The 21,538-nt window shown below is 72.1% G+C and carries 18 protein-coding genes; 15 read left to right on the top strand and 3 right to left on the bottom strand.

Features of this window, described 5'->3' with window-relative positions; genetic code table 11:
- Positions 1–33: 33 nt before the first annotated feature.
- Positions 34–1,401: an ABC transporter substrate-binding protein gene (locus tag IC605_RS06790; RefSeq protein ID WP_216320766.1), complete on the bottom strand. Its 1,368-nt coding sequence runs from the start codon at positions 1,399–1,401 to the stop codon at positions 34–36.
- A 600-nt stretch (positions 1,402–2,001) separates the two neighbouring features.
- Between IC605_RS06790 and IC605_RS06785 the strand changes: the two genes are divergently transcribed.
- The 15 genes from IC605_RS06785 (at position 2,002) to IC605_RS06715 (ending at position 20,088) form a co-directional block, all read left to right on the top strand.
- Positions 2,002–2,613, top strand: a complete 612-nt coding sequence (locus IC605_RS06785; protein WP_216320763.1) for a cupin domain-containing protein — start codon at positions 2,002–2,004, stop codon at positions 2,611–2,613.
- Between the two features lie 4 nt (positions 2,614–2,617).
- Positions 2,618–3,289 carry an alpha/beta fold hydrolase gene (locus IC605_RS06780; protein WP_216320761.1) on the top strand — a complete coding sequence of 224 codons (672 nt, stop codon included), beginning with the start codon at positions 2,618–2,620 and terminating at the stop codon, positions 3,287–3,289.
- Positions 3,282–4,079 (top strand): HpcH/HpaI aldolase family protein, encoded by a 798-nt coding sequence (locus IC605_RS06775; RefSeq protein ID WP_216320758.1) that lies wholly within the window; start codon positions 3,282–3,284, stop codon positions 4,077–4,079. The genes IC605_RS06780 and IC605_RS06775 overlap by 8 nt, the downstream gene beginning before the upstream one ends.
- Before the next feature lie 40 nt (positions 4,080–4,119).
- Positions 4,120–5,418, top strand: a complete 1,299-nt coding sequence (gene hisD, locus IC605_RS06770) for a histidinol dehydrogenase (RefSeq protein WP_216320755.1) — start codon at positions 4,120–4,122, stop codon at positions 5,416–5,418.
- A gap of 45 nt (positions 5,419–5,463) precedes the next feature.
- On the top strand, positions 5,464–6,489 hold the full coding sequence (locus IC605_RS06765) for a LacI family DNA-binding transcriptional regulator (RefSeq protein WP_216320752.1): 1,026 nt from the start codon (positions 5,464–5,466) through the stop codon (positions 6,487–6,489).
- Positions 6,486–7,238, top strand: coding sequence for an SDR family NAD(P)-dependent oxidoreductase (locus IC605_RS06760; protein ID WP_216320749.1), 753 nt, complete (start codon positions 6,486–6,488; stop codon positions 7,236–7,238). Before IC605_RS06765 ends, IC605_RS06760 begins: the two co-directional genes overlap by 4 nt.
- A gap of 355 nt (positions 7,239–7,593) precedes the next feature.
- Positions 7,594–11,073: an ATP-binding protein gene (locus IC605_RS06755; RefSeq protein ID WP_216320746.1), complete on the top strand. Its 3,480-nt coding sequence runs from the start codon at positions 7,594–7,596 to the stop codon at positions 11,071–11,073.
- 94 nt (positions 11,074–11,167) lie between these two features.
- Positions 11,168–11,410 (top strand): hypothetical protein, encoded by a 243-nt coding sequence (locus tag IC605_RS06750; RefSeq protein ID WP_216320743.1) that lies wholly within the window; start codon positions 11,168–11,170, stop codon positions 11,408–11,410.
- Positions 11,411–11,591: 181 nt separating this feature from the next.
- Positions 11,592–11,951: a hypothetical protein gene (locus tag IC605_RS06745; RefSeq protein ID WP_216320741.1), complete on the top strand. Its 360-nt coding sequence runs from the start codon at positions 11,592–11,594 to the stop codon at positions 11,949–11,951.
- A gap of 100 nt (positions 11,952–12,051) precedes the next feature.
- Complete coding sequence (locus IC605_RS06740) at positions 12,052–15,102, top strand: Calx-beta domain-containing protein (protein WP_216320738.1); 3,051 nt, start codon at positions 12,052–12,054, stop codon at positions 15,100–15,102.
- A gap of 4 nt (positions 15,103–15,106) precedes the next feature.
- Positions 15,107–15,376, top strand: coding sequence for a hypothetical protein (locus tag IC605_RS06735; RefSeq protein WP_216320735.1), 270 nt, complete (start codon positions 15,107–15,109; stop codon positions 15,374–15,376).
- A complete protein-coding gene (locus IC605_RS06730; protein ID WP_216320731.1) occupies positions 15,373–16,776 on the top strand; it encodes an aminotransferase class V-fold PLP-dependent enzyme in 1,404 nt (467 codons plus the stop codon). Before IC605_RS06735 ends, IC605_RS06730 begins: the two co-directional genes overlap by 4 nt.
- Positions 16,777–16,802: 26 nt before the next feature.
- On the top strand, positions 16,803–17,621 hold the full coding sequence (locus IC605_RS06725) for a methyltransferase domain-containing protein (protein WP_216320728.1): 819 nt from the start codon (positions 16,803–16,805) through the stop codon (positions 17,619–17,621).
- Positions 17,622–17,839: 218 nt separating this feature from the next.
- A complete protein-coding gene (locus tag IC605_RS06720; RefSeq protein ID WP_216320724.1) occupies positions 17,840–19,261 on the top strand; it encodes an FAD-binding oxidoreductase in 1,422 nt (473 codons plus the stop codon).
- Positions 19,262–19,287: 26 nt separating this feature from the next.
- Positions 19,288–20,088 carry a class I SAM-dependent methyltransferase gene (locus tag IC605_RS06715; RefSeq protein ID WP_216320722.1) on the top strand — a complete coding sequence of 267 codons (801 nt, stop codon included), beginning with the start codon at positions 19,288–19,290 and terminating at the stop codon, positions 20,086–20,088.
- Positions 20,089–20,739: 651 nt separating this feature from the next.
- On the opposite strand, the gene IC605_RS06710 is transcribed toward IC605_RS06715, so the two are convergent.
- A complete protein-coding gene (locus IC605_RS06710; protein WP_216320719.1) occupies positions 20,740–21,102 on the bottom strand; it encodes a DUF1622 domain-containing protein in 363 nt (120 codons plus the stop codon).
- Positions 21,089–21,496, bottom strand: coding sequence for a DUF1622 domain-containing protein (locus tag IC605_RS06705; protein WP_216320716.1), 408 nt, complete (start codon positions 21,494–21,496; stop codon positions 21,089–21,091). The genes IC605_RS06710 and IC605_RS06705 overlap by 14 nt, the downstream gene beginning before the upstream one ends.
- Positions 21,497–21,538 lie beyond the last annotated feature (42 nt).

The raw sequence follows: 21,538 nt of genomic DNA, 5'->3' as shown, positions 1-21,538 counted from the left end.
CTCCCCCGGGTGAAGCAGGCCCGGCCTGCGGCTCTACTTGTAGTAACCGGCGCGCTTCTGAATGGCGTCCACGTCGCGGGCCATGCGGTCGAGGGTGGGCTTGACGGCGGCGCCCGTCGCCATCTCGTTGATGCCGATCTCCAGCACGCTCTGAATCTCGGCCCAGGTCTTGACCTGCGGCAGGGTGCGGGCGGTCCGCAGGACCTGGGCGCCGACCCGGGGGATCCCGCCGTTGGCCGCGTTGACCCTGGCGTCGTTCATGCCCGAGAAAGTCACGATGGTGTTGTCCGCCTCGGCGAGAACGGAGCGGTTGGCGGCCACCTTCTTCTGCACGTCGGTGTTGGTGACGTACTTGACGAATTCCCAGGCGGCGTCGGGGTTCTTGGAGTTCTTGAAGATCCCCAGCGGCCAGATCAGGGCGTAGTTCTGGGTCTTGCCGCCCGCCCAGCCCGGCGCCGCCGCAAAGCCGATGTTGTTCAGCACGGCCGGGGTCACCGCCTTGGGGTCGGAGAAGCGGGCCCAGTACCACCACCAGCCGACCCACATGGCGGCCCGGCCCTGGAGGATCTCGGTGGAGGACTCCGGCTCCGCAAAGGTCGTGGCGGCGGGGTTGGTCACCTTGTTCTTGCGGAGGATGTCGATATAGACCTGGGTGGCCTGCACGCCCCTGGGGCCGTTGAAGACCGGGCGTCCCTGTTTGTCGAGGAGGTCGGCGCCGTTGCCCCACACCATGCTGACCCAGTTGAACAGGTTTTGCCCGGAGCGCACCCCGTACATCGTGGACAGCCCCGTCATGCCCGGCTTGCGCTGCTGGATGGTGGTCGCTGTCCGGATCACGTCCTGCCACGTTTTAGGGACCGGCAGCTTGAGCTCGTCGAAGATGTCCTTGCGGTAAAACAGCACCAGCGGGTGGCCGCGAAAGGGCAGCCCGACGACGTTGCCCGCCGCGTCCGAGGACGCCTCGACATAGGCGCCCGGGTAATCCCGCATGTTGATCTTGTCCGCCGCGATCCGGCTGTTCAGAGGCAGGAGCTGCGACTTGAAGGCCTCGCCCCAGGCGTCCACCCAGGCCACCACGTCATAGGTGCTGCCCGTGGTGGCCTCCACCAGAATCTTTTGCTGCAACGCCTCGTAGGGGGTGTTGTCCCACTTGACCGTGATGCCGGTCAGCCGCTGGAACTCGCTGCCCTCGCCGGTGAGCTTGATCATCTGGGCGAACTGCCCGGCCGTGGCGCAACAGATCAAGAACCTCAGTTGGGTCCCGGCGTAGGGCTTGCCGGGTTTCAGACCGTAGGTGGTCGCGCTCTGAGCCTGAACCGCCAGCGACCCGAACCCCATCACCCCAGTCAGACCGAGGGCCAGGCCTACCCGCTGCCGAACTGCCTTTCGTGCATGGTCCATCTGTCGTCTCTCCTCGCTTGGTCGTGACCGGAAACAGGATGCGGACAAAGGCGGCGCCGCGTCTGAGCTTCGGCGGAGGTCGCCGGGCAGCCGGTCGGCCACGGGGGTCAGGGCAAATCGCAGGTCTCAGGACGGCTCTGCCAGGATCGCCGCGCCCAGGGAACGACCGGCGACGGGCGAACGATGCACCTCCTCTACCTTTGCATACGTATGCGCACATCGTAAGCACGGCCGTGAGAATTTGTCAAGTCCTTCACAGTTTCACTCTCCTGGAGCTGCCCCCGATTCTGCGGTCGCAGGTAAAACAGCGGGACAGCATGTTGACCGCTGCCTTCTCGCTGTTCCCGATAGGTGGTGTGCCGGTGGATGTTTTCCAGAAATTCGCCCCGTGTGCCCTACGCCCGCTCCGCCAGGGAGGCGACGAACCGGGACTCCTCCCCGCCCCTCCTTGACGGCGCTCGACCTCGGGAGTACGGTGCGCATACGTATGCAATCTGTCGCCGCCGGTGAGCGACGGTCCACGGCCCTTGTCCCCGCCCCGAGCTGGTTTTCCCGAAGTCCCGTCGACACGGTGCCCTCTCTCTTCCCCCAGGAGTCCGCATGACTTCCAGCCCGAACACCAGACCCGCCGAGGACCTCGGGGCGATGACCGGCAACGTGGTGCGATTTGCCGACCTGAAGCCGCGCGCCGTGCCGCTGATGTTTATCGACAGCATCATTCCCGGGCACCAGCGGCACAATTACGCGATCATCGGCGACACGGCCTCGGAGAACGACGCCTACGCGCCCTTGATCACCACGCCCCACGGCTTTCAGATCGGTATGGTCCGCGCCCGGCAGGGCAACGGGCCCGCCTACCACACCCACGACTACATCGAGTCCTTCCTGCCGCTGCGGGGCCGCTGGCGCTTTTACTGGGGCGAGCACGAGGACCGGGTGGATGGCGAGACGATCCTGGGGGAATTCGACTACGTGACGTTGCCGCCCCGGCTCTGGCGCGGCTTCGAGGCCGTGGACGAGGGCGAAAGCTGGATTTTCGCGGTGCTGGAAAAGCACGAGGTCTACGGGGGCAAGGACCCCTATTGGGCGCCCGAGGTCATCCGCAAGGCGCGCGAGCACGGCTTCGAGGCCGACGAACGGGGCAAGATGATCAAGCCGGGGAACTTCGCGGAACTCGAAGGGCAGATGCGCCGGCAGTTCGGGGACGAGTAGCGCCGTGACCGGCGAGCCGCGAGCGGTGTTGGTGCCGGGCACGCTGTGTGACGCGGCGCTGTGGGCGGGTGTGGCCCTGCCGAAGGGGGCGTGCCTGCTCGACATGGTGCGTGGCGACTCGCTGCCGGAGGCCGCCGCACGCGTTCTGGCTACGCTGCCGACCGGAGGGAGGGTGCACCTCGTGGGCTTCTCGCTGGGGGCCATCGTCGCCTTCGAGGTGCTGCGCCGGGCCCCGGAGAGGCTCGCCCGTCTCACCCTGCTGGGCGCCAACCCGCACGCGCCCACGCCGCTTCAGTTGGAGACGTGGGCGGCCCACGAACGCCAGGTTCGCGCCGGGCACTTCGGGGAGGTGGCGGAAGCCCTGGCGGGCGGCGCAGGTCCCAATCGCGGGGCTGTGCTGGAGATGGCGCGGCGGGTGGGGCCGGAGGTCTACCTGGAACAGCTCGGCCTCCTGCGGTCCCGCCCGGACAGCCGCGCCGATGTCGCCCGCTTCACCGGGCCGCTGACGCTGCTCGTCGGCGCGGAGGATACCGTCACGCCGCCTCGCCTCGCGGAAGACCTGCGCTCGTTCGCCCCCCATGCCTCCGTCCGCATCGTTCCGGAAGCGGGGCATTACCTTCCGTTGGATGCTCCGGATGCCGTCTCAGACACGCTCAACACGGTGGCTCATGCCTGACGCCCTCTCACGCCTTCAGGGCCGTCTCTTCGCCGGGGAGACCGTGCTCAATGGCTGGCTGCACCTCCCCGGCGGGGTGAGCGCGGAGGTGATGGGCCGCGCGGGGTACGACAGCCTGACGGTGGACCTGCAACACGGCCTGATCGGGGACGGCGGGCTCGTCGCCACGCTGGAGGCCATCGCGGGCACGCCCGCCGCGCCGCTCGTGCGCGTGCCCTGGCTGCACCCGCCCGACCTGATGCGGGCCCTGGACGCCGGGGCCGCCGGGGTGATCTGCCCCATGATCGACACGCCCGCGCAGGCCCGCGCCCTCGTCCACGCCTGCCGGTACGCGCCGCAGGGCGGGCGCAGCTTCGGCCCCACCCGCGCCCGGCTGGTGTACGGCGAGGACTACGGGGAGCGCGCCGACCGGGAGACGCTGGTGTTCGCCATGATCGAGACGGCGCAGGCCGTCCAGAATCTCGACGCCATCCTGGGCACGCCCGGCCTCAGCGGCGTGTACGTCGGTCCGGGGGACCTGAGTTTGAGCCTCACGGGCCGCGCCTCCCTGGACTTCCGGCACGGCGAGGTCGCCCCGGTCGTCGCCCGCATCGCCGAAGCCACCCTGCGCCTTGGCCTCATCCCCGGCATCTTCACGCCCGGCGCCGACCTCGCCCGTGCGGCGGTGGACCTTGGTTACCGCTTCGTGACCGCCGGGTCCGACCTCGCCCTGCTCGGGGGAGCGGCCCGCGCCGTGGTGCGGGAGCTGCGCGGTCAGGAGGTCCTGTCCACATCCCCAGCCAGCTCTTGACCTCCAGCCGACCGCCACCCATCCCGAGAGGAGAGCCCCGATGGCCCGCACCCTGAAACCCGGCATGAGCGCCCAGACCCAACTCCAAGTCCACGCCGAGGTCGAGGGGACGGTGCGTGGCATCATCGAGGACGTTCGCGCCAGCGGCGACGAGGCCCTGCGGGAACTCTCGGAGCGGTTCGACGGGTGGAATCCGCCGTCCTTCCGGCTGAGCGAGGCCGAGATAGAGGCTCTGGTCGCCCAGGTGCCGGACGAGCACCTGGAGTCCATCCGCTTCGCGCTGGAGCAGGTGCAACGTTTCGCCCGGGCGCAGCGTGCCTCCATTCAGGACGTGGAGGTCGAGACGCTGCCGGGCGTGACGCTGGGGCACCGGGTCCTGCCGGTGGGCAGCGTGGCCTGCTACGTGCCGGGCGGGCGCTATCCGATGGTCGCCAGCGCCATCATGAGCGTGGCGACGGCGAAGGTCGCGGGCGTCTCCCGGGTGGCCGCCGTGACCCCGCCCAAGGCCGGGCAGCCCTACCCCGCCACGGTGGCGACGATGCACCTCGCCGGGGCCGACGAGATCTACATCATGGGCGGCGTGCAGGCCCTCGCCGCGCTCGCGCTGGGGACAGGGAGCATTGGGGCGGTGGACATGCTCGTCGGGCCCGGCAACGCCTACGTAGCGGAAGCCAAGCGGCAACTGTTCGGCCAGGTGGGCATCGACCTCCTCGCGGGGCCGACCGAGACCCTGGTCATCGCCGACGATTCCGCCGACGCCGAGATGGTCGCCACCGACCTGCTGGGGCAGGCCGAACACGGGCCGAACAGCCCGGCGGTGCTGCTGACCACCTCCGAGACGCTGGCGCGGGCGGTGGTCCCCGAGATCGAGCGGCAACTCGGCGTGCTGAGGACGGCGGACGTTGCCGGGCAGGCGTGGCGCGACTACGGCCAGATCATCCTCGCCGACTCGGACGAGGAGATGGTGCGCCTGGCCGACGAGATCGCCTCCGAGCATGTGCAGGTGCTGACCCGCGACCCGAACTACTTCCTGGAGCACATGACCAACTACGGCTCGCTGTTCCTCGGGCCGGAGACGAACGTGGCCTACGGCGACAAGGCCATCGGCACGAACCACATCCTGCCGACGGGGCGCGCGGCGCGCTACACCGGGGGGCTGTGGGTCGGCAAGTTCCTCAAGACCGTCACCTACCAGCGGGCGACCGCGGGGGCCAGCGCGGTCGTCGGGAGACACTGCTCGGTGATCTGCGGTGTGGAGGGCTTCGCAGGTCACCAGCGCCAGGCCGACCTGCGGGTCGAGCGGTACGGCGAGGCGGTCCCCGTGACCGCAGTTCCTTGAGAGTTGTCCCGGCGACGCTGCCCCACCCCCTATCCTGAACAGCCCATGACCCAGCCCCCGACTCTTCCCGCCCCGCCCCGGCGTGTCACGTCCATCGACGTGTCGCGTGAGGCGGGCGTGTCCCAGTCGGCGGTGTCGCGGGCCTTTACGCCGGGAGCGCGCATCAGCCCCCAGACGCGCCGCCGCGTGCTGGAGGCCGCCGAGCGGCTGGGCTACCACCCCAACGCGATTGCCCGCAGCCTCTCCACCCGGCGCAGCGGGATCGTGGCCCTGATCGTGGGCGACTTGCACAACCCCTTCTACCCGCAGGCGCTCTCGCAGATGGCGCAGGCGCTGGAGGCGCGCGGGCAGCGGGCCCTGCTCCTCACCCACGACGCCCGGCGCGACGTGCAGGAGACGCTCGACGCCGCGCGGGCCTACCAGATCGAGGCCGCCATCGTCTTCCCGACGCGCCTGACCAGCACCCCGCCCACCCTGGGGGACGTGGCCCGGGGCGGCGTCCCGGTGCTGCTGTTCAACCGGCGTCTGCCCGGCCACGACCTGCTCTCGGTCGCCTGCGACAACCACGCCGGGGGACGGCTGGCCGCACAGCTTCTGTACGGCAGCGGGGCGCGCAGGCTCGCCTTCGTCGGCGGCGACCCCGACACGTCCACCCATCAGGACCGCCTGCGGGGTTTTGCCGGGTGGCTGGCGGAGGCGGGCCTGAGCCCGGTCGCCGCGCCCGCCCGCGCCTTTCAGTACGACTGGGGGGTGCAGGCGACCCTCGACCTGCACGCGGCGGGGGAGCGACCGGACGCCATCTTCGGCGCCAACGACATCGTTGCCATCGGGGTATTGGACGCCCTGCGCCTGCTGGGCCGCCGGGTGCCCGAGGAGGTCAGCGTGATCGGGTTCGACGGCATTCAGGAGGCCGGGCGGGTGGCGTACCAGCTCACCACCATCCGCCAGCCGTTGGAGGCCATGATCGAGGACGCCCTGCGCGTGCTCGACGACCCACGGCCGGACGGTGGCCCCCGCCTGCACCCCGGCGAACTGATCTGGCGCGGCACCGTGCGGGGGGCCCCGCCGTGACGGGCGAACTGGGCGGACGGGTGGCCCTCGTCACCGGCGGGGCGGGCGGCATCGGGACGGCGATCTGCGAGGTGCTGGCCGGGGCGGGCGCCACCGTGCTGGTCGGGTACGCGGGCGGCGAGGCGCGGGCGGCGGCGCTGGCGGCCCGCCTGCCGGGGAGGGGCGCACACCGCGCCCTGCTCACCCGGGTGGACGACAGCGCCACGCTGGGGACCGCCGCCGAGGGCGTGCGTGCGCGTGAGGGCCGCCTCGACCTGCTCGTCAACAATGCCGGGGTGACCACGCCGGTGCCGCACGCGGACTTGGACGGCCTGACCGACGAGTGGATCGACACCATCTTGCGGGTGAACGTGCGCGGCGCCTTTGCTTGCGTGCGGGCCTTCGCGCCGCTGTTGCGGGAGGGAGAGGGCGGGCTGGTCGTCAACATCAGCTCGGTCGCGGGGCAGACGGGGCTGGGCAGCAACGTCGCCTACTGTGCCAGCAAGGCCGCGCTCGACTCGCTGACCCGCAGCCTGGGCCGGGCGCTGGCGCCGGATATCCGGGTGCTCAGCGTCTCGCCCGGCTGGGTGGACGGCGAGTACGCCCAGCGGATGCCCACCGAGCTGATCGCCGCCCAGACCGCCCGCACGCCGCTGGGCCGCATCGCCCGACCCGAGGAGGTCGCCCGTGCCGTGCTTGCCGCCGTCACACACCTCACCTTCAGCACCGGCTGCATTCTTCCGGTGGACGGCGGACGCCCACTGGGCTGAAGTCCGGCAACCAGGGCCAATTCGGCGCTGGGCGACCGTCCCGTCGCGGACCCGGCAGCGTCGGCCGGGCGAGCCGGGGGCCTTTTTCCCACGAACCGCTTGTGGGGTCCCCACAGGTCGAGCGGGTGGTCTGAACCTCGGTCACCCGTCCGGACGGTCCGCCCGCTGGAAGCTGAGCCGCCAGAGCCGGACAGGGAGTCGGGCTGCTCGGTGGCCGGTTCAGGCAGGGGGGTGCGGTGAGGCCAGCTCACGGATGCGGCCCCGGGAAGTGGTCTGACATACTGGTCGAGGACAGGGAGTTCACGGACGCCGGGTCGCGCCGCACCGGGCAGCGGCACACAGCGGGGTGGCGATCATGCTGGAGGTAGAGGTCCTGGGGCGCTGCACGCTGCGCGTGGACGGCGCCGAGGTCGATCTGGGCACGCGCAAGACCCGGGCCCTGGTCGCCGTCCTGGCGCTCGACGGGCCAACCTCCCGCGAGGAGCTCGCCGAGCTGCTGTGGGGAGAACTGGGCGAGGACGGCGCGCGGCAGAACCTCCGCAAGACCCTGCACCGGCTGCGCCGCACCCCGCTGGAGCCGTGCCTGGACACCCGTGGACCCCTGCTGGCGTTGCGGGTGAGCCGGGTGGACGCCCTGGAGCTGGCGCGGCTGGTGGCCGCAGGCGACTTCGGGCAGGCCCAGGCCCTGGGCAGCGGCGTGCTGCTGGACGGCCTGGAGTTTGACTCGGAAGCGTGGACGGCGTGGCTGGAAGCGCGGCGCTCCCAGGTTGCGGAGCGGCAGCGGGCCGCGCTGACCGGGCTGGCCGCCGGGCACGAGGCGCGGGGGGACGTTCGCGGGGCCCTCGACCTCGTGCAGCGCGCGCTCGCCCTCGACGAGTTCGACGAGGCCGCGACCCGTGACGCGATGCGTTACCACCTCGCGCTCGGTGACCGCGCCGGGGCGCTCAGACGCTACGAGCACCTGCGGCACCTCACGGCCGGGCTGGGCCTCGCCCCCGAACCGGCGACGGGGGAGCTGGCCGCGCGTGCCCGGCACCCTCCGGCCCGGTTCGCCCCGCCCGCCGTGCCCGCCGACCTGCTCCACGCCCCGCTCGTCGGGCGGGAGGCCAGTTGGCGGCACCTGAGCGCGCTGACCGTGCCCCTGGCGGTGATCCTCGGGGAACCCGGCGTGGGCAAGACCCGGCTCGCCACCGAGTTCGCCCGCACGCGCGGCCCCTTCCTGGTCGCCCGGGGACGCGAGGAGGCGGCCCGGACGCCCTTCGCCCCCTTCGCCGGGCTCCTGCGCTCGGCCCTCTCGGAAGGCTGGAAGGCCGACGCGCTCGCGGAGGTCTGGCGTCTGGAGGCCGCCCGCCTCGTGCCCGAGTGCGCCCCGGGGGCCACGCTCCCGCCCGGCGAGGCGCATGGCCGCGCCCGCTTCCTCGAGGGGCTGACGCGGGCCGTGCTGGACGCGCTGGGGGGCGCCACCTTGATACTCGACGACCTGCACTGGTTCGACGAGGGCAGCCTGGAACTCGTCGCCGGGCTCGTCCGGCGCGCGCAGGGAGGCCGCCTGCTCGCCACGGCCCGGCCCCACGAGCTGGGCACCGCCGAGGGGGCCCGCCGGTTGCTGGAGACCCTGCGCGAGGGCGGCCTGTGCGCCACTCACGCCATCGGGACCCTCGCGGAGCCCGACGTGCTGGCCTTAATTCAGGCCCTCTCGGGCGCGGGGGGCGGGACCCTCTTCGCCCGGCGCCTCTACGCCGCCACGAGCGGTCATCCCCTGTACCTGCTGGAGTTGCTGCGCGGCCTGTTCGAGACGGGCGAGCTGCGGGCGGAAGGCGGCGGCTGGGCCACGCCCTACGACGACGCGACCCGGGACTACGCCGAGCTGCCCATCCCGGAGACCCTGCGCGACACCGTTCTCGCGCGGGTCGCGCGGCTCCAGCCCCTCACCCGGCACCTGCTCGCGGCGGCCTCCCTGATCGGCGAGCGTTTCGAGAGTGCCTGGCTCGCCGGGCTGGAGGCGGACACCTTCTCGCGCCTCGACGCATTGGAGGGGGCGTGCCGGGCGGGCCTCCTGGAGACGGAGCCGACCGGCCTGCGCTTCCGGCACGAGCTGCTGCGGCGCACCCTGGACGAGTCGCTGGGCCCCGAGCGGCGGCGGGCCCTGCACGCCACACTGGCCGGGCAGCTCGCGCACCTTCAGGCCCCTCCCGAACGGGTCGCCCACCACCTCGAACGCGCGGGCCGGGGACAGGACGCCCTGCCGTACCTCGAGCAGGCCACGGTCAACGCGGGTCAGGTGTTCGCCAACCACGAGGCGCTGGCCTACACCGAACGGATGCTCGAATACGAGCAAGGCGACACGCGGCGCTGGTCTCTGGAACGCAGGCGGCTGTGGTTCATGCGCTCGGTGACGGACGCCGAGACCTACGCCCGGCACCTCGACCGCCTGGAGGGTCTGGCCGGGCGTTCCGGCGACCCGGACCGGCTCGCGGAGGTCTGCGGCGTGCGCGGCCTGTTCTACCTGTTTCGCGGGCAGGCCGCCGAGCTGGCCGCCGAGGCGGAGCGGATGCTCGCGCTGCCCGGTCTGCCCGGCGCCTTCCGGGCCCACGCCCTGTACCTCAGGGGGCACGCCCGGATGCGGCTGGGGCGCTCCGCGCAGGCGCTGGATGACTTCACCCAGGCTTTAGAGTTGCAGCAGACTGCAGGGGACGCCGAGACCATCGTCTCCACCGAGGATATGGAGAATGGCCTGACGAGCGCCTGCCTCGCCTGCGGGGATTTCGAGCGCGCGGCGTTCCACAACGGGCAGGTCCTGGGGCGGTTGGACACGGCGACCGGCCTGTCGTCGATCTACGCCCTGAACTGGCAGGCCCACCTGGGGACCCTGGAGGGCCGGTTCGGGGCCGCGCGCGTGACGTTCGACCGGGTGGCGGCGCGTGCCCTGGAGCGCAGGGACTGGAGCGCGCTGACCTGGGTCCTGCGCCACCGCGCCTCGCTGCTGCTCGCCCTGGGTGAGCCGGACGCCGCGCGGGAGGACATCGGCTCGGTGCTCCGGCTCTCGGCGGGGCAGTACCTCAGGCTGGAGGCCGTCCTGACGGGCCTGAGCGCGGAGGCGTGGCGTCTTCGGGGGGAGATCGGCGAGGCCCTCGGGGCGGTCAATGCCGCCCTCGGTGCCTTTGAGCACCTGGGAGCGTCCGGCGCCGACCCGGCCGTCGCCGAGGCGCGGCTCACGCTCGCCGGGCTGCTGACCGAGTGCGGCGACCTGCCCGCCGCGCGGGCCGAACTGGAGGCCGTGCGCGCGCTGGACGAGACCTCGGACGGGCTGACGCTGCGGCTGTACCGGGCCGCGCGCGAGACCGCCGCCGCGCGCCTCGATCTGATGGAGGGCCAGCCCGCCCGCGCCCTCGACCGCCTGCGCGCCACGCCCGACCTCGACCACGCTCCCTACGTGGACCGCGCCGCGCACGCCACCGAACTCGCCCGCGCGCTGGCCCTGAACGGGGACGGGGAGGGCGCCCTGCGGCAGCTCGGCGCCCTGGACCTGCCGCCGCCCCTGGTGCCGCGCGCCCTGGACGTGGGGCTCGGAGCCCACCTGACCCGGGGAGAGGTTCCGGCCGACCTGCTCGCCCGCGCCCGCACCGCCCTGACCCTGGAGGGCGCCGCCCCCACCGACCGGCTGGAGCTGGCCGCCACTGTCGTTCGCGCGCTGGACGCCGCCGGGCACGACCCGGCCGAGGTGCGCGCCCTGGCCGGAACCCTGCTGGCGGCGCTCGCGCGGAGTCTGGAAGGGCGCCCGGGGAAGCGCGCGGGGCTGCTCGGCCGCTTCCAGCCCGGTCTGCACCTGTCCTGACTCGGGGCGGAAACAGCCAGCGGGAACGCTCCCGGCCTGTTCCGGGAACGGAGCGGGAACGGCCCTCCCCCTAAGGTCGAGGCGAGGTGAGCGCATGTCCACACCGAAGCCCCGTCACCCCCAGATCGCCCCCACCGACTCCACCCCGCCCGCCGGGGAGCCCCCGACCTTCCGGCTCGACCTCCGCGTGCCGGTGGCGGTTCCCGACCGGGCCTGGACGGCGCGGCTGGAGGGCGTGACTCCCGAGGGTCACCCCCTGCGGCCCCGTGAGTTTCAGAGCCTGGGCGACCTGACGGCGTTTGTCGAGGGGCTGGTGACGGGACGGGGCCTGCGCTGAGGGCTGGCGCGGAGTTCACCTCGCTCCCGACGGGAGAGCGGTGGGCGCCATCAGCACAGAGCCCCGGCACCGTGGGGCACCCAGGGAGGTGGAATCGAGAAGCGGGCGTCAGATGTCGGTCGAGCGGAAGTCACCCGGACCGGGCGGAACTGTCCCCCGGAGCAGGCACGAGGAGCACACCATGTCTCAGACGTTGGCGGACTATCAGGTCTTGTTGGACAGCGGCAGCACCCTGAGCGAGAACGGCGAAAAGGAGCTTGAATTCACCCTGCCGGAGGACTTCTACGGCAACAGCTCGTTGGTGCTGGCCTACATGGTCAGCCCCAGCAGCGGCAGCGCCAAGGAGTACGAGGTCGACATCAACGACACCGTGGTGGACTCCGCCACCCTGAGCAGCTCCGAGCCCCGCAGCATGCTGGAAATGATCGACGCTGGCCTCGTGAACGTTGGAAGGAATACCGTCCAGTTCCGCTTCGAGAACGGGGGCGGCGAACTCACCTTCCACGACGTGGCGATCTGGTACCAGCGCGTCGCCGAGTAGGGCAGGGGCCGGGGGGGGCGCGCGGACCCCGGCCCCCTCCGGTCCAGCCCACGCGGGGGCGGCCTGCCCCTCGTCGCCCTCACGCTCAAGGAGAACTGAAATGCACATCCGCACAGGGATGGACGACCCGGCGGGGTTCCGCTCGGGCGCCGCCCCCAGCCCCACCCGCAGCTACAGAGCGCACATCGGCGTCACGCTCGTCCTCGCCGCCCTGACGGCCTGCGGCGACGCCCCACCGTCTGCGCCCGTGACGGCGACCATCGGTCCGGCGGGCGGATCGGTGGTCGGTCCCGGCGGCGCGGGCGTCGTGATCCCGCCCGGCGCGCTGGGCACGGCCACCGCCATCGCCATCGAGCAGACCTCGGCGGGGGCGCCCCCGCTGCCCAGTGGATTGACACCCTCCGGCCCGATGTTCGCGTTCACGCCGCACGGCACCACGTTCGCCGTGCCGGTGACGATGACGCTGCCCTTCAATCCCGCGTCCGTGCCCGCCGGGAGCACCCCGGAGCTGTACAAGACCAACGCGCAGAACCAGTGGGAACGGGTGGCCGGAGCGACCTTCGGGGCGAACAGCGTCAGCGGGCTCGTGACGGGTTTTTCGTCTGCTCAGGTCGTCGTCCCGCCCCTGCAACGGTTCCCGCCGTCGCGCAGTTGGAGTTTCACCGAACTGAGGGGTGACGCGCTGGACTCGTCCCCCATCCCGCCGGACGAGCCGCAACCGCAGACCGGCGGCGCCCTCTTCGACCTGCACGACTACGGCCTGGCACCTGACCTTCTCGAAATCGAGCTGCCGCCGGGCTTCGCCGCCGAGTTTCCGCCGGATGGCCGGGCCTCGGGCGAGGTGTTCTCCTCGGAGAGCGGCAGGACCTATTCCGCGTACACCGAGGCGCCCACAGGGAACGTGGGCATCCCGGGCGACCCCATCGGCAGCCGCACGAGGCTCAACCAGAAGCAGACCTTCATCAAGCGCGCGCAGGACGCGACCCTCACCTTCACCGTGAGCAGCATCGTCCTGGTCGGGCGGGACACCAACGGCGTCCTGAGCAGGCCGTGCCCGGCCCACCACCTGGCCTTCGCCTGCGACCTGATCAAGAGTGAGGTGACCTTGATCGTCACCGCCGTGAAGAAGGGGGAGCTGCAACGGTTCTGGGGGGTGAGAAGTGGCGTCGCGCTCCAGGGAGCCAATGTCCGGGGCGCTCTCACGGCCTGGGACGTCACGGCCTGGAACGGCGCGTTCTCGACCCTCCCGCTCTGGGACGAGGGCAAGTTCACGGGCACCTTCAAGCCGGACCCCAACGGCTTCCCCGAGATCGCCCTCGTGGAACTCGTGTCGCCGCGCACGGTCAGCGTGGACCTCTCCTCGGTCGACGTTGGAGAGACGTTCACCCTGAGCAGCACGGTCTTCGCCACGGCCTACAACCGGGCGGGGGTCGGGGTCTCGGGAGCGGGCGGCAACGAGTTTCCGACCTACGCCGCCGCCTACCTCAGAGACCCTCAGCAGATCGGCGGAACGGTGCTGAACGCGACCGGACTGGAGGCTACCGCCCCCGAGGAGGTCGAGGAGGGGCCCGAGGTGCCCGTGGAACCTGCCCCCTGCGTCCCCGGACCCGGCCCGGACCCGGCGGCGGGCGTCCTCCAGTTCGGCGCCCCAAGCTTCGAGACCGCCGAGGGCAGCACGACCCCCGTTATCACCGTGACGCGCACGGGCGGCGGCCGGGGAGCCGTGACCGCCACCGTCCGCACCGGTGACGGGTCGGCCCGCGCCGGGACCGATTACGCGCCGCTGAACGCCAGCGTGTTCTTCGGCGACGGCGATACCGCCGAACGCTTTGTCGAGGTCCTCGGCCTTCCGAACACGGTGGGTGGTGAAGCCGCGAGGACCGTGAACCTGACCCTCTCGCAGCCCGGCGGGTGTGCCGCGTTGGGGAGCCAGACCAGCACGGTGCTCACGCTCACCGACGACGACGCGCCGCCGCCCCCGCCCGACCCGGACGGCTTCCTCGACCCGGGCTTCGGGACGGGGGGCAAGGTCACGACCCCCTTCGGCGGCGACGAGACCGCGATGGCCCTGCAAAGTGACGGCAAGATCGTGATGGTCGGCGGCAGGACCGACGCCTTCGTGCTGGCCCGCTACAACCCAGGCGGCAACCTCGATCCATCCTTCGGCACGGGCGGGACAGTCACCACCGACCTGATCCCCGGCGGCATCGTGCAGGAGGTGGCGAACGGGCTCGCTCTCCAGCCCGACGGCAAGATCGTGGTGGTCGGTTACACCCGGGTCGGCCTGCCCTTCTCCTTCGCGCTCGCGCGGTACAACGCCGACGGCAGCCCCGACCCATCCTTTGGCGCGGGCGGCAAGGTGACGACGGGTGTCAGCGGTCGCGCCTTCGCGGTCGCGCTTCAGCCTGACGGAAAAATCGTGGTGGCGGGCGACGATACGGTGGGCGAGGACTTCAGGCTCGCGCGTTACAACCCGGACGGAAGCCTCGACGCCAGCTTCGGCAGCGCCGGGGTGGTCACCACCGACCTCGCGGGTGCGCCGGACGTGGCGCGCAACATCGTGATCCAGCCCAATGGCGCCATCGTGGTCAGCGGTGATCCCTTCAGCCCGGATGGGTTGACCGGCATGGCCCGCTACACCGCAGGCGGCAGCCTGGATTCCAGCTTCGGGGCGGGCGGCAAGTTGACCCTCACGGGCGCGGCGCTCGGGGCCGGGCTGGCGCTTCAGCCGGACGGCCGGTTCGTCCTGGTGGGCAGCGAGCGAACCGGCACGGTCACGAACGCGGCGCGGTTCGCCGTGCGGCGGCTCAACGCCGACGGCAGCCCGGACCCGGGCTTCGGCACCGCCGGGTCGGCCTTCACCGCGTTCACCACGGGGCGCGACGCCGCAGCAGCGGTCGCCTTGCAGCAGGACGGAAAAATCCTCGTGTCCGGGACGGCCAACGGGACCCAGTTCGCCCTGGCCCGCCTCAACGCCGACGGCACGCCGGATACGGGGTTCCTCGGGACGGGCAAGACGAGCTTCCGCATCTCCAGCTTCGACGCCAGCGCCGAGAACGTGGCCGTGCAGCCTGGCGGCAAGATCGTGCTCGGCGGCTTCGCGCAGACCACCTCCGGCATCGGGTACGCCCTTGCCCGGGTCAACCCCTGAACCCATGAGCAGCGCCAGCGTCGATCTTCTCGGCTACCTGGCCTCGGCCCTGGTGCTGGCGACCTTCTGCACGCGGGGCATGGTGCCCCTGCGCCTGCTGGCGATCACGAGCAACCTGGCCTTCATCGTCTACGCCGTGCGGGCGGGTCTCCACCCGATTCTGCTGCTGCACGCGCTGTTGCTGCCGACCAACCTCTACCGCCTGGCCCAGGTGCGGCGCGACGGACGCCGCCTCCAGATCGGGCCACCCACCACACCGGAGGGCCCCTCATGAGCGGTCAACCGTGGGACATCGCCGCCGTCCGCGCGCACTTCGACTTTCCGGAGCGGGGCCGGATCGTCACCAACAACGCGGCCAGCACCCAGCCGCCGCGCGAGCTGACGGAGCTGTACCGCTCGCTCGCGCCTGGCTACGAGAACGTCCACCGGGGGCAGTCGAGCGCCTCGCAGGCCATGACGCGGCTCTTCGAGGACGCCCACGACACCGTGGCGCGATTTCTGAACGCGCCGGGTCGCCGCTGTGTCGCCCTGTACCGCAACACCACCGAGGCCATCAACGCCGTGATGTACTCGCTGCTGACCGAGTTCCGCGACGGCGACAACGTCGTCACGACCACGCTGGAGCACAACTCGAACTTCGTGCCGTGGTACGCGCTGTGCCGCGACCTCCTCCCCAGGTTCGGGCGGCGGGTGGAGTACAGGCTGGCGCGCTTCGATCCGGACACCGGCGAACTCGACCTGGCGCACCTGGCCTCGCTGATCGACGCGCGGACCAAGCTGGTGTGCTGCACCGGGGCGTCCAACTTCCTGGGGACCCGCCCACCGCTGGCCGCCGTCCGCGCGCTGGCCGATGCGAGCGGGTACGCGCAACCGAACGGCGAGGAGCGCTCATACCTGCTCGTGGACGGTGCGCAACTCGTGCCGGGCACCTTTACCGACGTGCAGGCGCTGGGGGCCGACTACCTTGCCTTCTCCTTCCACAAGCTGCTGGCCCCCTTCGGCGTCGGCGTGCTCTGCGCCCGGGAACACCTGCTGGAGTCCTCGCTGCCGTTCCTGTACGGCGGGGACATGATCGCCGAGGGGCGGGTGTCCGCCGACCGGGTCGAGTACGGCCCGCTGCCCTGGAAATACGCGGCGGGCACGCCCAACATCCTGGGGGCCGTCGTCTCGGCCCAGGCGCTGCGCTTGCTGCTGGACCTCGCGCAGACGCCGGAACGGGCGACGTACTTCCAGACCGAGCGGCCCATCGAGCCGGAAACCGTCCGGAGCGCGATGAACCGCGTGGCCGCCTGGAACCGGGAGCTGACGGCGCGGGCGCTCGACCGGCTCGCCGCCCTTCCCGGCCTCACGGTCTACGGACCACGCGACCCGGCCCGCCGCACCTCGCTGGTCGCCTTCAACGTCGCCGGGCACGACCCGCACGACCTGGCGCGGGCGCTGAACGAGGCCGGGGTGGAGTCGCGCGCGGGCTGTCACTGCGCGGCGCTCGCCCACCGCGCGCTGGGGCTGACGGCGAGCTGCCGCCTGAGCTTTGCCCTCTACAACACGCCGGAAGAGGTCGACTACGCGGTGGACGTGCTGGGACGCGTGATCGCCGGAAGGCGTCGGCCGCGCGGGGAACCAGCGGCCCGCTCCGTCACGCCCCACCCACAGCAGATCGGGAGCCCCTCATGAACGACCAGTCCATCAGGAGAATCACCATGACACAGACTGCCCCATCCTACGTGCTCGGATCGAGTGAACAGGAAATCGCCCGCCTGGACGGTCAGGCCGCCTCCATCGAGGCCGCAACCCGCCTGCTGCTGCGGGCGGCGGGGATCGGGCCGGGGATGCGGGTGCTCGACCTCGGCACCGGGCTCGGCCACGTGGCGGGGCTCGTCGCCGAACTCGTCGGCCCCGGGGGACAGGTGGTCGGCCTCGACACCAGCGCGAGACTCCTCGACGTGGCCCGCGAGCGAGCCCGTGACCGTCCGCAGGTGACGTTCGTGGAGGGCGACGTGAGGAGCTGGCGGGACGCCGAGCCCTTCGACGTGGTGGTCGGCCGCCTGATCCTGTTTCACCTGCATGACGCGGGGGCCGCGCTGAGGCACCAACGGACCGCGCTGCGCCCCGGTGGCCTGATGCTCGTGCTCGATTTCGACCTGGGCTCGTCGCGCGCCGACCCGCCCGTGCCGCTGGTGACCCAGGCGCTGGGGTGGGTGGACGCCGCGTTCCGCAGCGCGGGCGCGAATCCGACTATCGGGACGCGGCTGGCCCCGCTGCTGGCGGGGGCAGGCCTCGTGGACGTGCAGACCTTCGGCGTCCAGGGATACCTCGCCCCCGACGATCCGCGCGGGCCCGCGCTGCTGGGCGGCGTGGTGCGCGCGGTGGCCCCGCAGATCATGGCGCTGGGCCTGGCGACCGCCGAGCAGATCGGGATCGAGACCCTCGCGGAGCGCATCGACGCCGCCACCCGGGCGACAGGATCCGTGGTGCTGCCGCCCGCGTTGGCAGGGGCCTGGGGACGGCGGGCCCTTTGAGGGGGGGAGGGTGCTCTGCCGCTTCGGGTCCCAGTTCACCCCGGGACGATAAGTGTCCCAGGTCCGGTGCGGCGGCCTGCGGGCGTACACTGGGGGGACTCGGGCACCCGCTCATTGGTGTTGCTGACAGCGGCTGTCCTGTTCCGGGTGCCGAGGGTCCCCGTTGGTCGTCCGGTTCCCCGCGCTCCCGTGGGGTCGACCCCCGCCAGGAGGTGTCCATGACTGCTCCGGAGTCCGGCCCGCCCGCCGTCCTGAAGCCCGAGGAGGTCGCGGCCCTCGCGTCCGGCTTTCGCGGTTCGTTGCTCGCGCCGGGCAGCGGCACCTACGAGCAGGCGCGGCGCGTGTGGAACGGCGTGATCGACAAATACCCCGCGTTGATCCTCCAGCCGCGGGACACGGCGGACGTGACCCGGGCGGTGCGGTTTGCGCGGGATCACCACCTCCCGCTGAGCGTGCGCGGCGGCGGCCACAACGTCGCCGGGGGGGCGCTGTGCGAGGGGGGCGTGGTGGTGGACCTCTGCCTGATGCGGGGGGTGACGGTCGATCCCCGGGCCCGCACGGCGCGCGTGGGGGGTGGCGCGACCTGGGCGGAGGTGGACGCGGCGACCCAGGCCCACGGGCTCGCCGCTCCGGGTGGCGTGGTGTCCGACACCGGCGTGGCCGGGCTGACCCTGGGCGGCGGGCTGGGCTGGTTGCGCCGCCGCTTCGGTCTGAGTTGCGACCACATTCGGGCGTTCGAGGTCGTCACGGCCGGGGGCGAGGTGGTGCGCGCGGACGCCAGCGAACACCCCGACCTGTACTGGGCATTGCGGGGGGGTGGGGGCGCCTTCGGCGTGGTCACGGCCTTCGAGTTCGATCTCCAGCCGGTCGGGCCCGAGGTCATGTTCGCGATGGTGTTCTACCCGGCGTCGAGCGGGCTGGACGTTCTGCGCGCCTACCGGGAGTTCGCCGCCTCGGCCCCCGATGAGGTCAGCTCCTTCGCCATCTGCGGGACGCTGCCGGAGGCGGAGGTCTTCCCGCCGGAGGCCCACGGCCAGCCCTTCGTGCTCCTCGCGGCGATGTCCGCGGGCGACCCGGAGGGGGGCGAGGCGGCCCTGCGTCCCCTGCGGGAGATCACCCGCCCCATCGCCGACTTCAGCGCCCGGCAGCCCTTCGTGGAGGTGCAGCGCGCCTTCGACGAGGACTACCCGGCCGGGCGGCGCTACTACTGGAAGTCCGCCTACCTGCGGGGCCTCCCCGACGAGGCCCTGCGCTGCGCCCTCGATTTCGCGGCGGCGAGTCTTTCACCGCTCTCGACCGTGGACCTGTGGCACCTGGGGGGCGCCATCGACCGCATCGCCCCGGACGCCACCGCCTATCCCCACCGGGGCGCGCCGTATCTGCTGGGCGTCGAGGCCAACTGGGAGGAGGGGGACGCGGCCTCGCGTGAGGCGAACGTCACCTGGGCCCGGCGGTGCGTGGAGGCGTTCAGCCCCTTCTCGCCGGGCGGCACGTACCTGAACTTCCCCGGCTTCGAGGAGGACGCCGACGGGCCGGACGCCGCGCACGGTGACCACCTGGCACGGCTGGAGGCGGTGAGACGCCGTTACGATCCCGGGGGCCTCTTCCACCTGCGGGCGGGGCACGCGGCGGGCGGTTAGGCCCAGACCAGGAAGGGGGACGTGGGATGGCCGACGCAGGGGACCGGGGTCTGTGGAGCGCCGCCGAGGCGTACGAGGGGTACATGGGCCGCTGGAGCCGGAGGGTGGCCCCGCTGTTTCTGGACTGGCTGGCGCCGGAGCCGCACCGGGACTGGGTGGACCTGGGCTGCGGCACCGGCAGCCTCAGCGCCGGGATCATCCGCGCCTGCCAGCCGGGGAGCGTGCTCGGCCTCGATACCGCCGGGGGGTTTCTGGAGTACGCCGCCGCGCAGGTCCCCGGGGCGACGTTCCGGGTCGGGGACGCCGCCGACACCCACCTGCCCCCCGGCGTATTCGACCACGCGGTCAGCGGCCTCGTCCTGAACTTCGTGCGGGACCCGGGCCGGGCGCTGCGCGAGATGGTGCGCCTCGTGCGCCCCGGCGGACAGGTGGCCCTCTACGTCTGGGACTACGCGGGGCACATGCAGATCATGCGCTCCTTTTTCGACGCCGCCCGACCCATCGACCCGGGCTCGGCCGCGTTCGACGACGGGGTGAACGCGCCCATCTGCCGCCCCGGACCCCTCCGCGAGGCCTTCGAGGCGGCGGGGCCCGTGGATGTGGAGGTGACGGCCCTGGACATCCCGGCGGCCTTTGCCAGCTTCGAGGCGTACTGGTCCCCCTTTCTGGGCGGAACGGGCTCGGCGCCGAAATACTGCGCGGGGCTGGACCCGGAGGTGCGCGAGCGGATCAAGGAGGCCGTCCGCGCGGCGCTGCCCACCGGACCGGACGGCGAGATCTTGCTGGCCGTGCGCGCCTGGGGTGTCAAGGGCACCGTGCGCGCCTGAAGGCAGTTCCCGGTTGAGGCGCCCCCACGTCATCCCGGCGCGGACGGTGTGGTCCACGAATGGTGTGTGCGGCACGGGGGCCAACCCCAACCCCAACGCCAGGCGTCCCGTGAAGAGGTGCTGCGCCTTTTCGGGGAAGGGGTGGAACGCTGCGCCGTGGACATCCCGCACCGGCCGCTCCAGCCTGAAGGCGCGGGAGAAGCCCATCCCGCCCACGGCCTCCGGGCTTTTTCCACCGCCACCACGGCCCGGCTGCATAGGGTCTTGTGCATCAGGATGGCGTCCGCGAATTCCGCGGGAGGAGGACCCATAAATTCCATCATTCAGAAAATCGCGCTCGCCCTGGCTCTCGTCTCCCTGTCGGCGACGGCAACCGCCCAGACGGACGCGGGCGCCGGGCGTCGAGAACAACGCCGTCACCACACCAGCGGAAAGCGGCGGCATCCCGGGAAATGAGGACGACATCCCGGCGGGGAACCTCACCGTCGTTCGGGCCGAGGAGAACGCCCGTTTCCCCTGGGGACTGCTGGGTCTGGCCGGTCTGGCAGGCCGCAGCGGTGGGACGCGCCGGGAGGTCAAGCTGGGCGGGCCGGTGGACAGCGCGCGGCACTGACGCGGGTCCGGTCCGTTCTCCCGGAGAGCCCCTGGGGCTTATCCCGGTGGGGGCGGCGGAACCGGGGCCGCCACCATCCCCTGTCCCCGCGTGAGCTGTCTGCGCTCCCAGGTGAAAAAGCGCTTGAGGAGCGTGCGCAGGGCGAGCGTGGCGGCGAAGAGGCCGATCTGGTTCCAGGTCTGCACCTCCAGGATCTTGAGGAGGGTGGCGGCGACCTTGAAGCTCAGCGAGGCGATCACGCCGTCGGCGATGAGGAGACGGGCGTGCTCCAGCCGGGACGCGGGCGGGCCGCGCAGCAGGGCGAGGAGGGCGGCCCCGACGTAGCCGAGCAGGTACAGGCTCCCGGCCAGCTCGACGAGGAGGGCGAGGGTGCGCGGCGTCAGAACCTCAGCGCCGAACATCGGCAGACCCCGGCGCGGCCTGGCCTTGCAGGGGGCTGGGGCCGCTCACCGCGCGCTGCCGCTGGGAGTTCTGCTCGATCTCCTTTTGCAGGAAGTAGTTCAGGATGGTCCGCAGGGCGGCGATGGCGGCGAGCTTGCCGATCTCGTTCCACGACGGCGCGACGGCGGTGCGCAGGATGTCGGCGGCCAGCTCGAACTCCAGCGCGACGGCCAGCCAGCGCGCCAGCCGCAGCCGCACCCCCTCCTTGGCCTCGTCGGGCTCAGCGGGGCGGGCGAAGAACACTTGGAGGGCGCGCCACGTCGCCTCGACCGCCGCGAAGGCGATGATGACGGCGGCGGCGCCCTCGACCCCGGAGGCGAGGTAGGACGTGAACTGTTTGAAAAGCTCTTCCACAGGTCTCCTCCGTCCCCCGACAGGTGACCCGGCCTCCAGCCA

The sequence above is a fragment of the Deinococcus aestuarii genome (assembly GCF_018863415.1).
In the GTDB taxonomy this organism is placed as follows: domain Bacteria; phylum Deinococcota; class Deinococci; order Deinococcales; family Deinococcaceae; genus Deinococcus; species Deinococcus aestuarii.
Note: the sequence above shows the minus strand (reverse complement) of the source record. Positions and strands in the feature narration are given on the sequence as shown.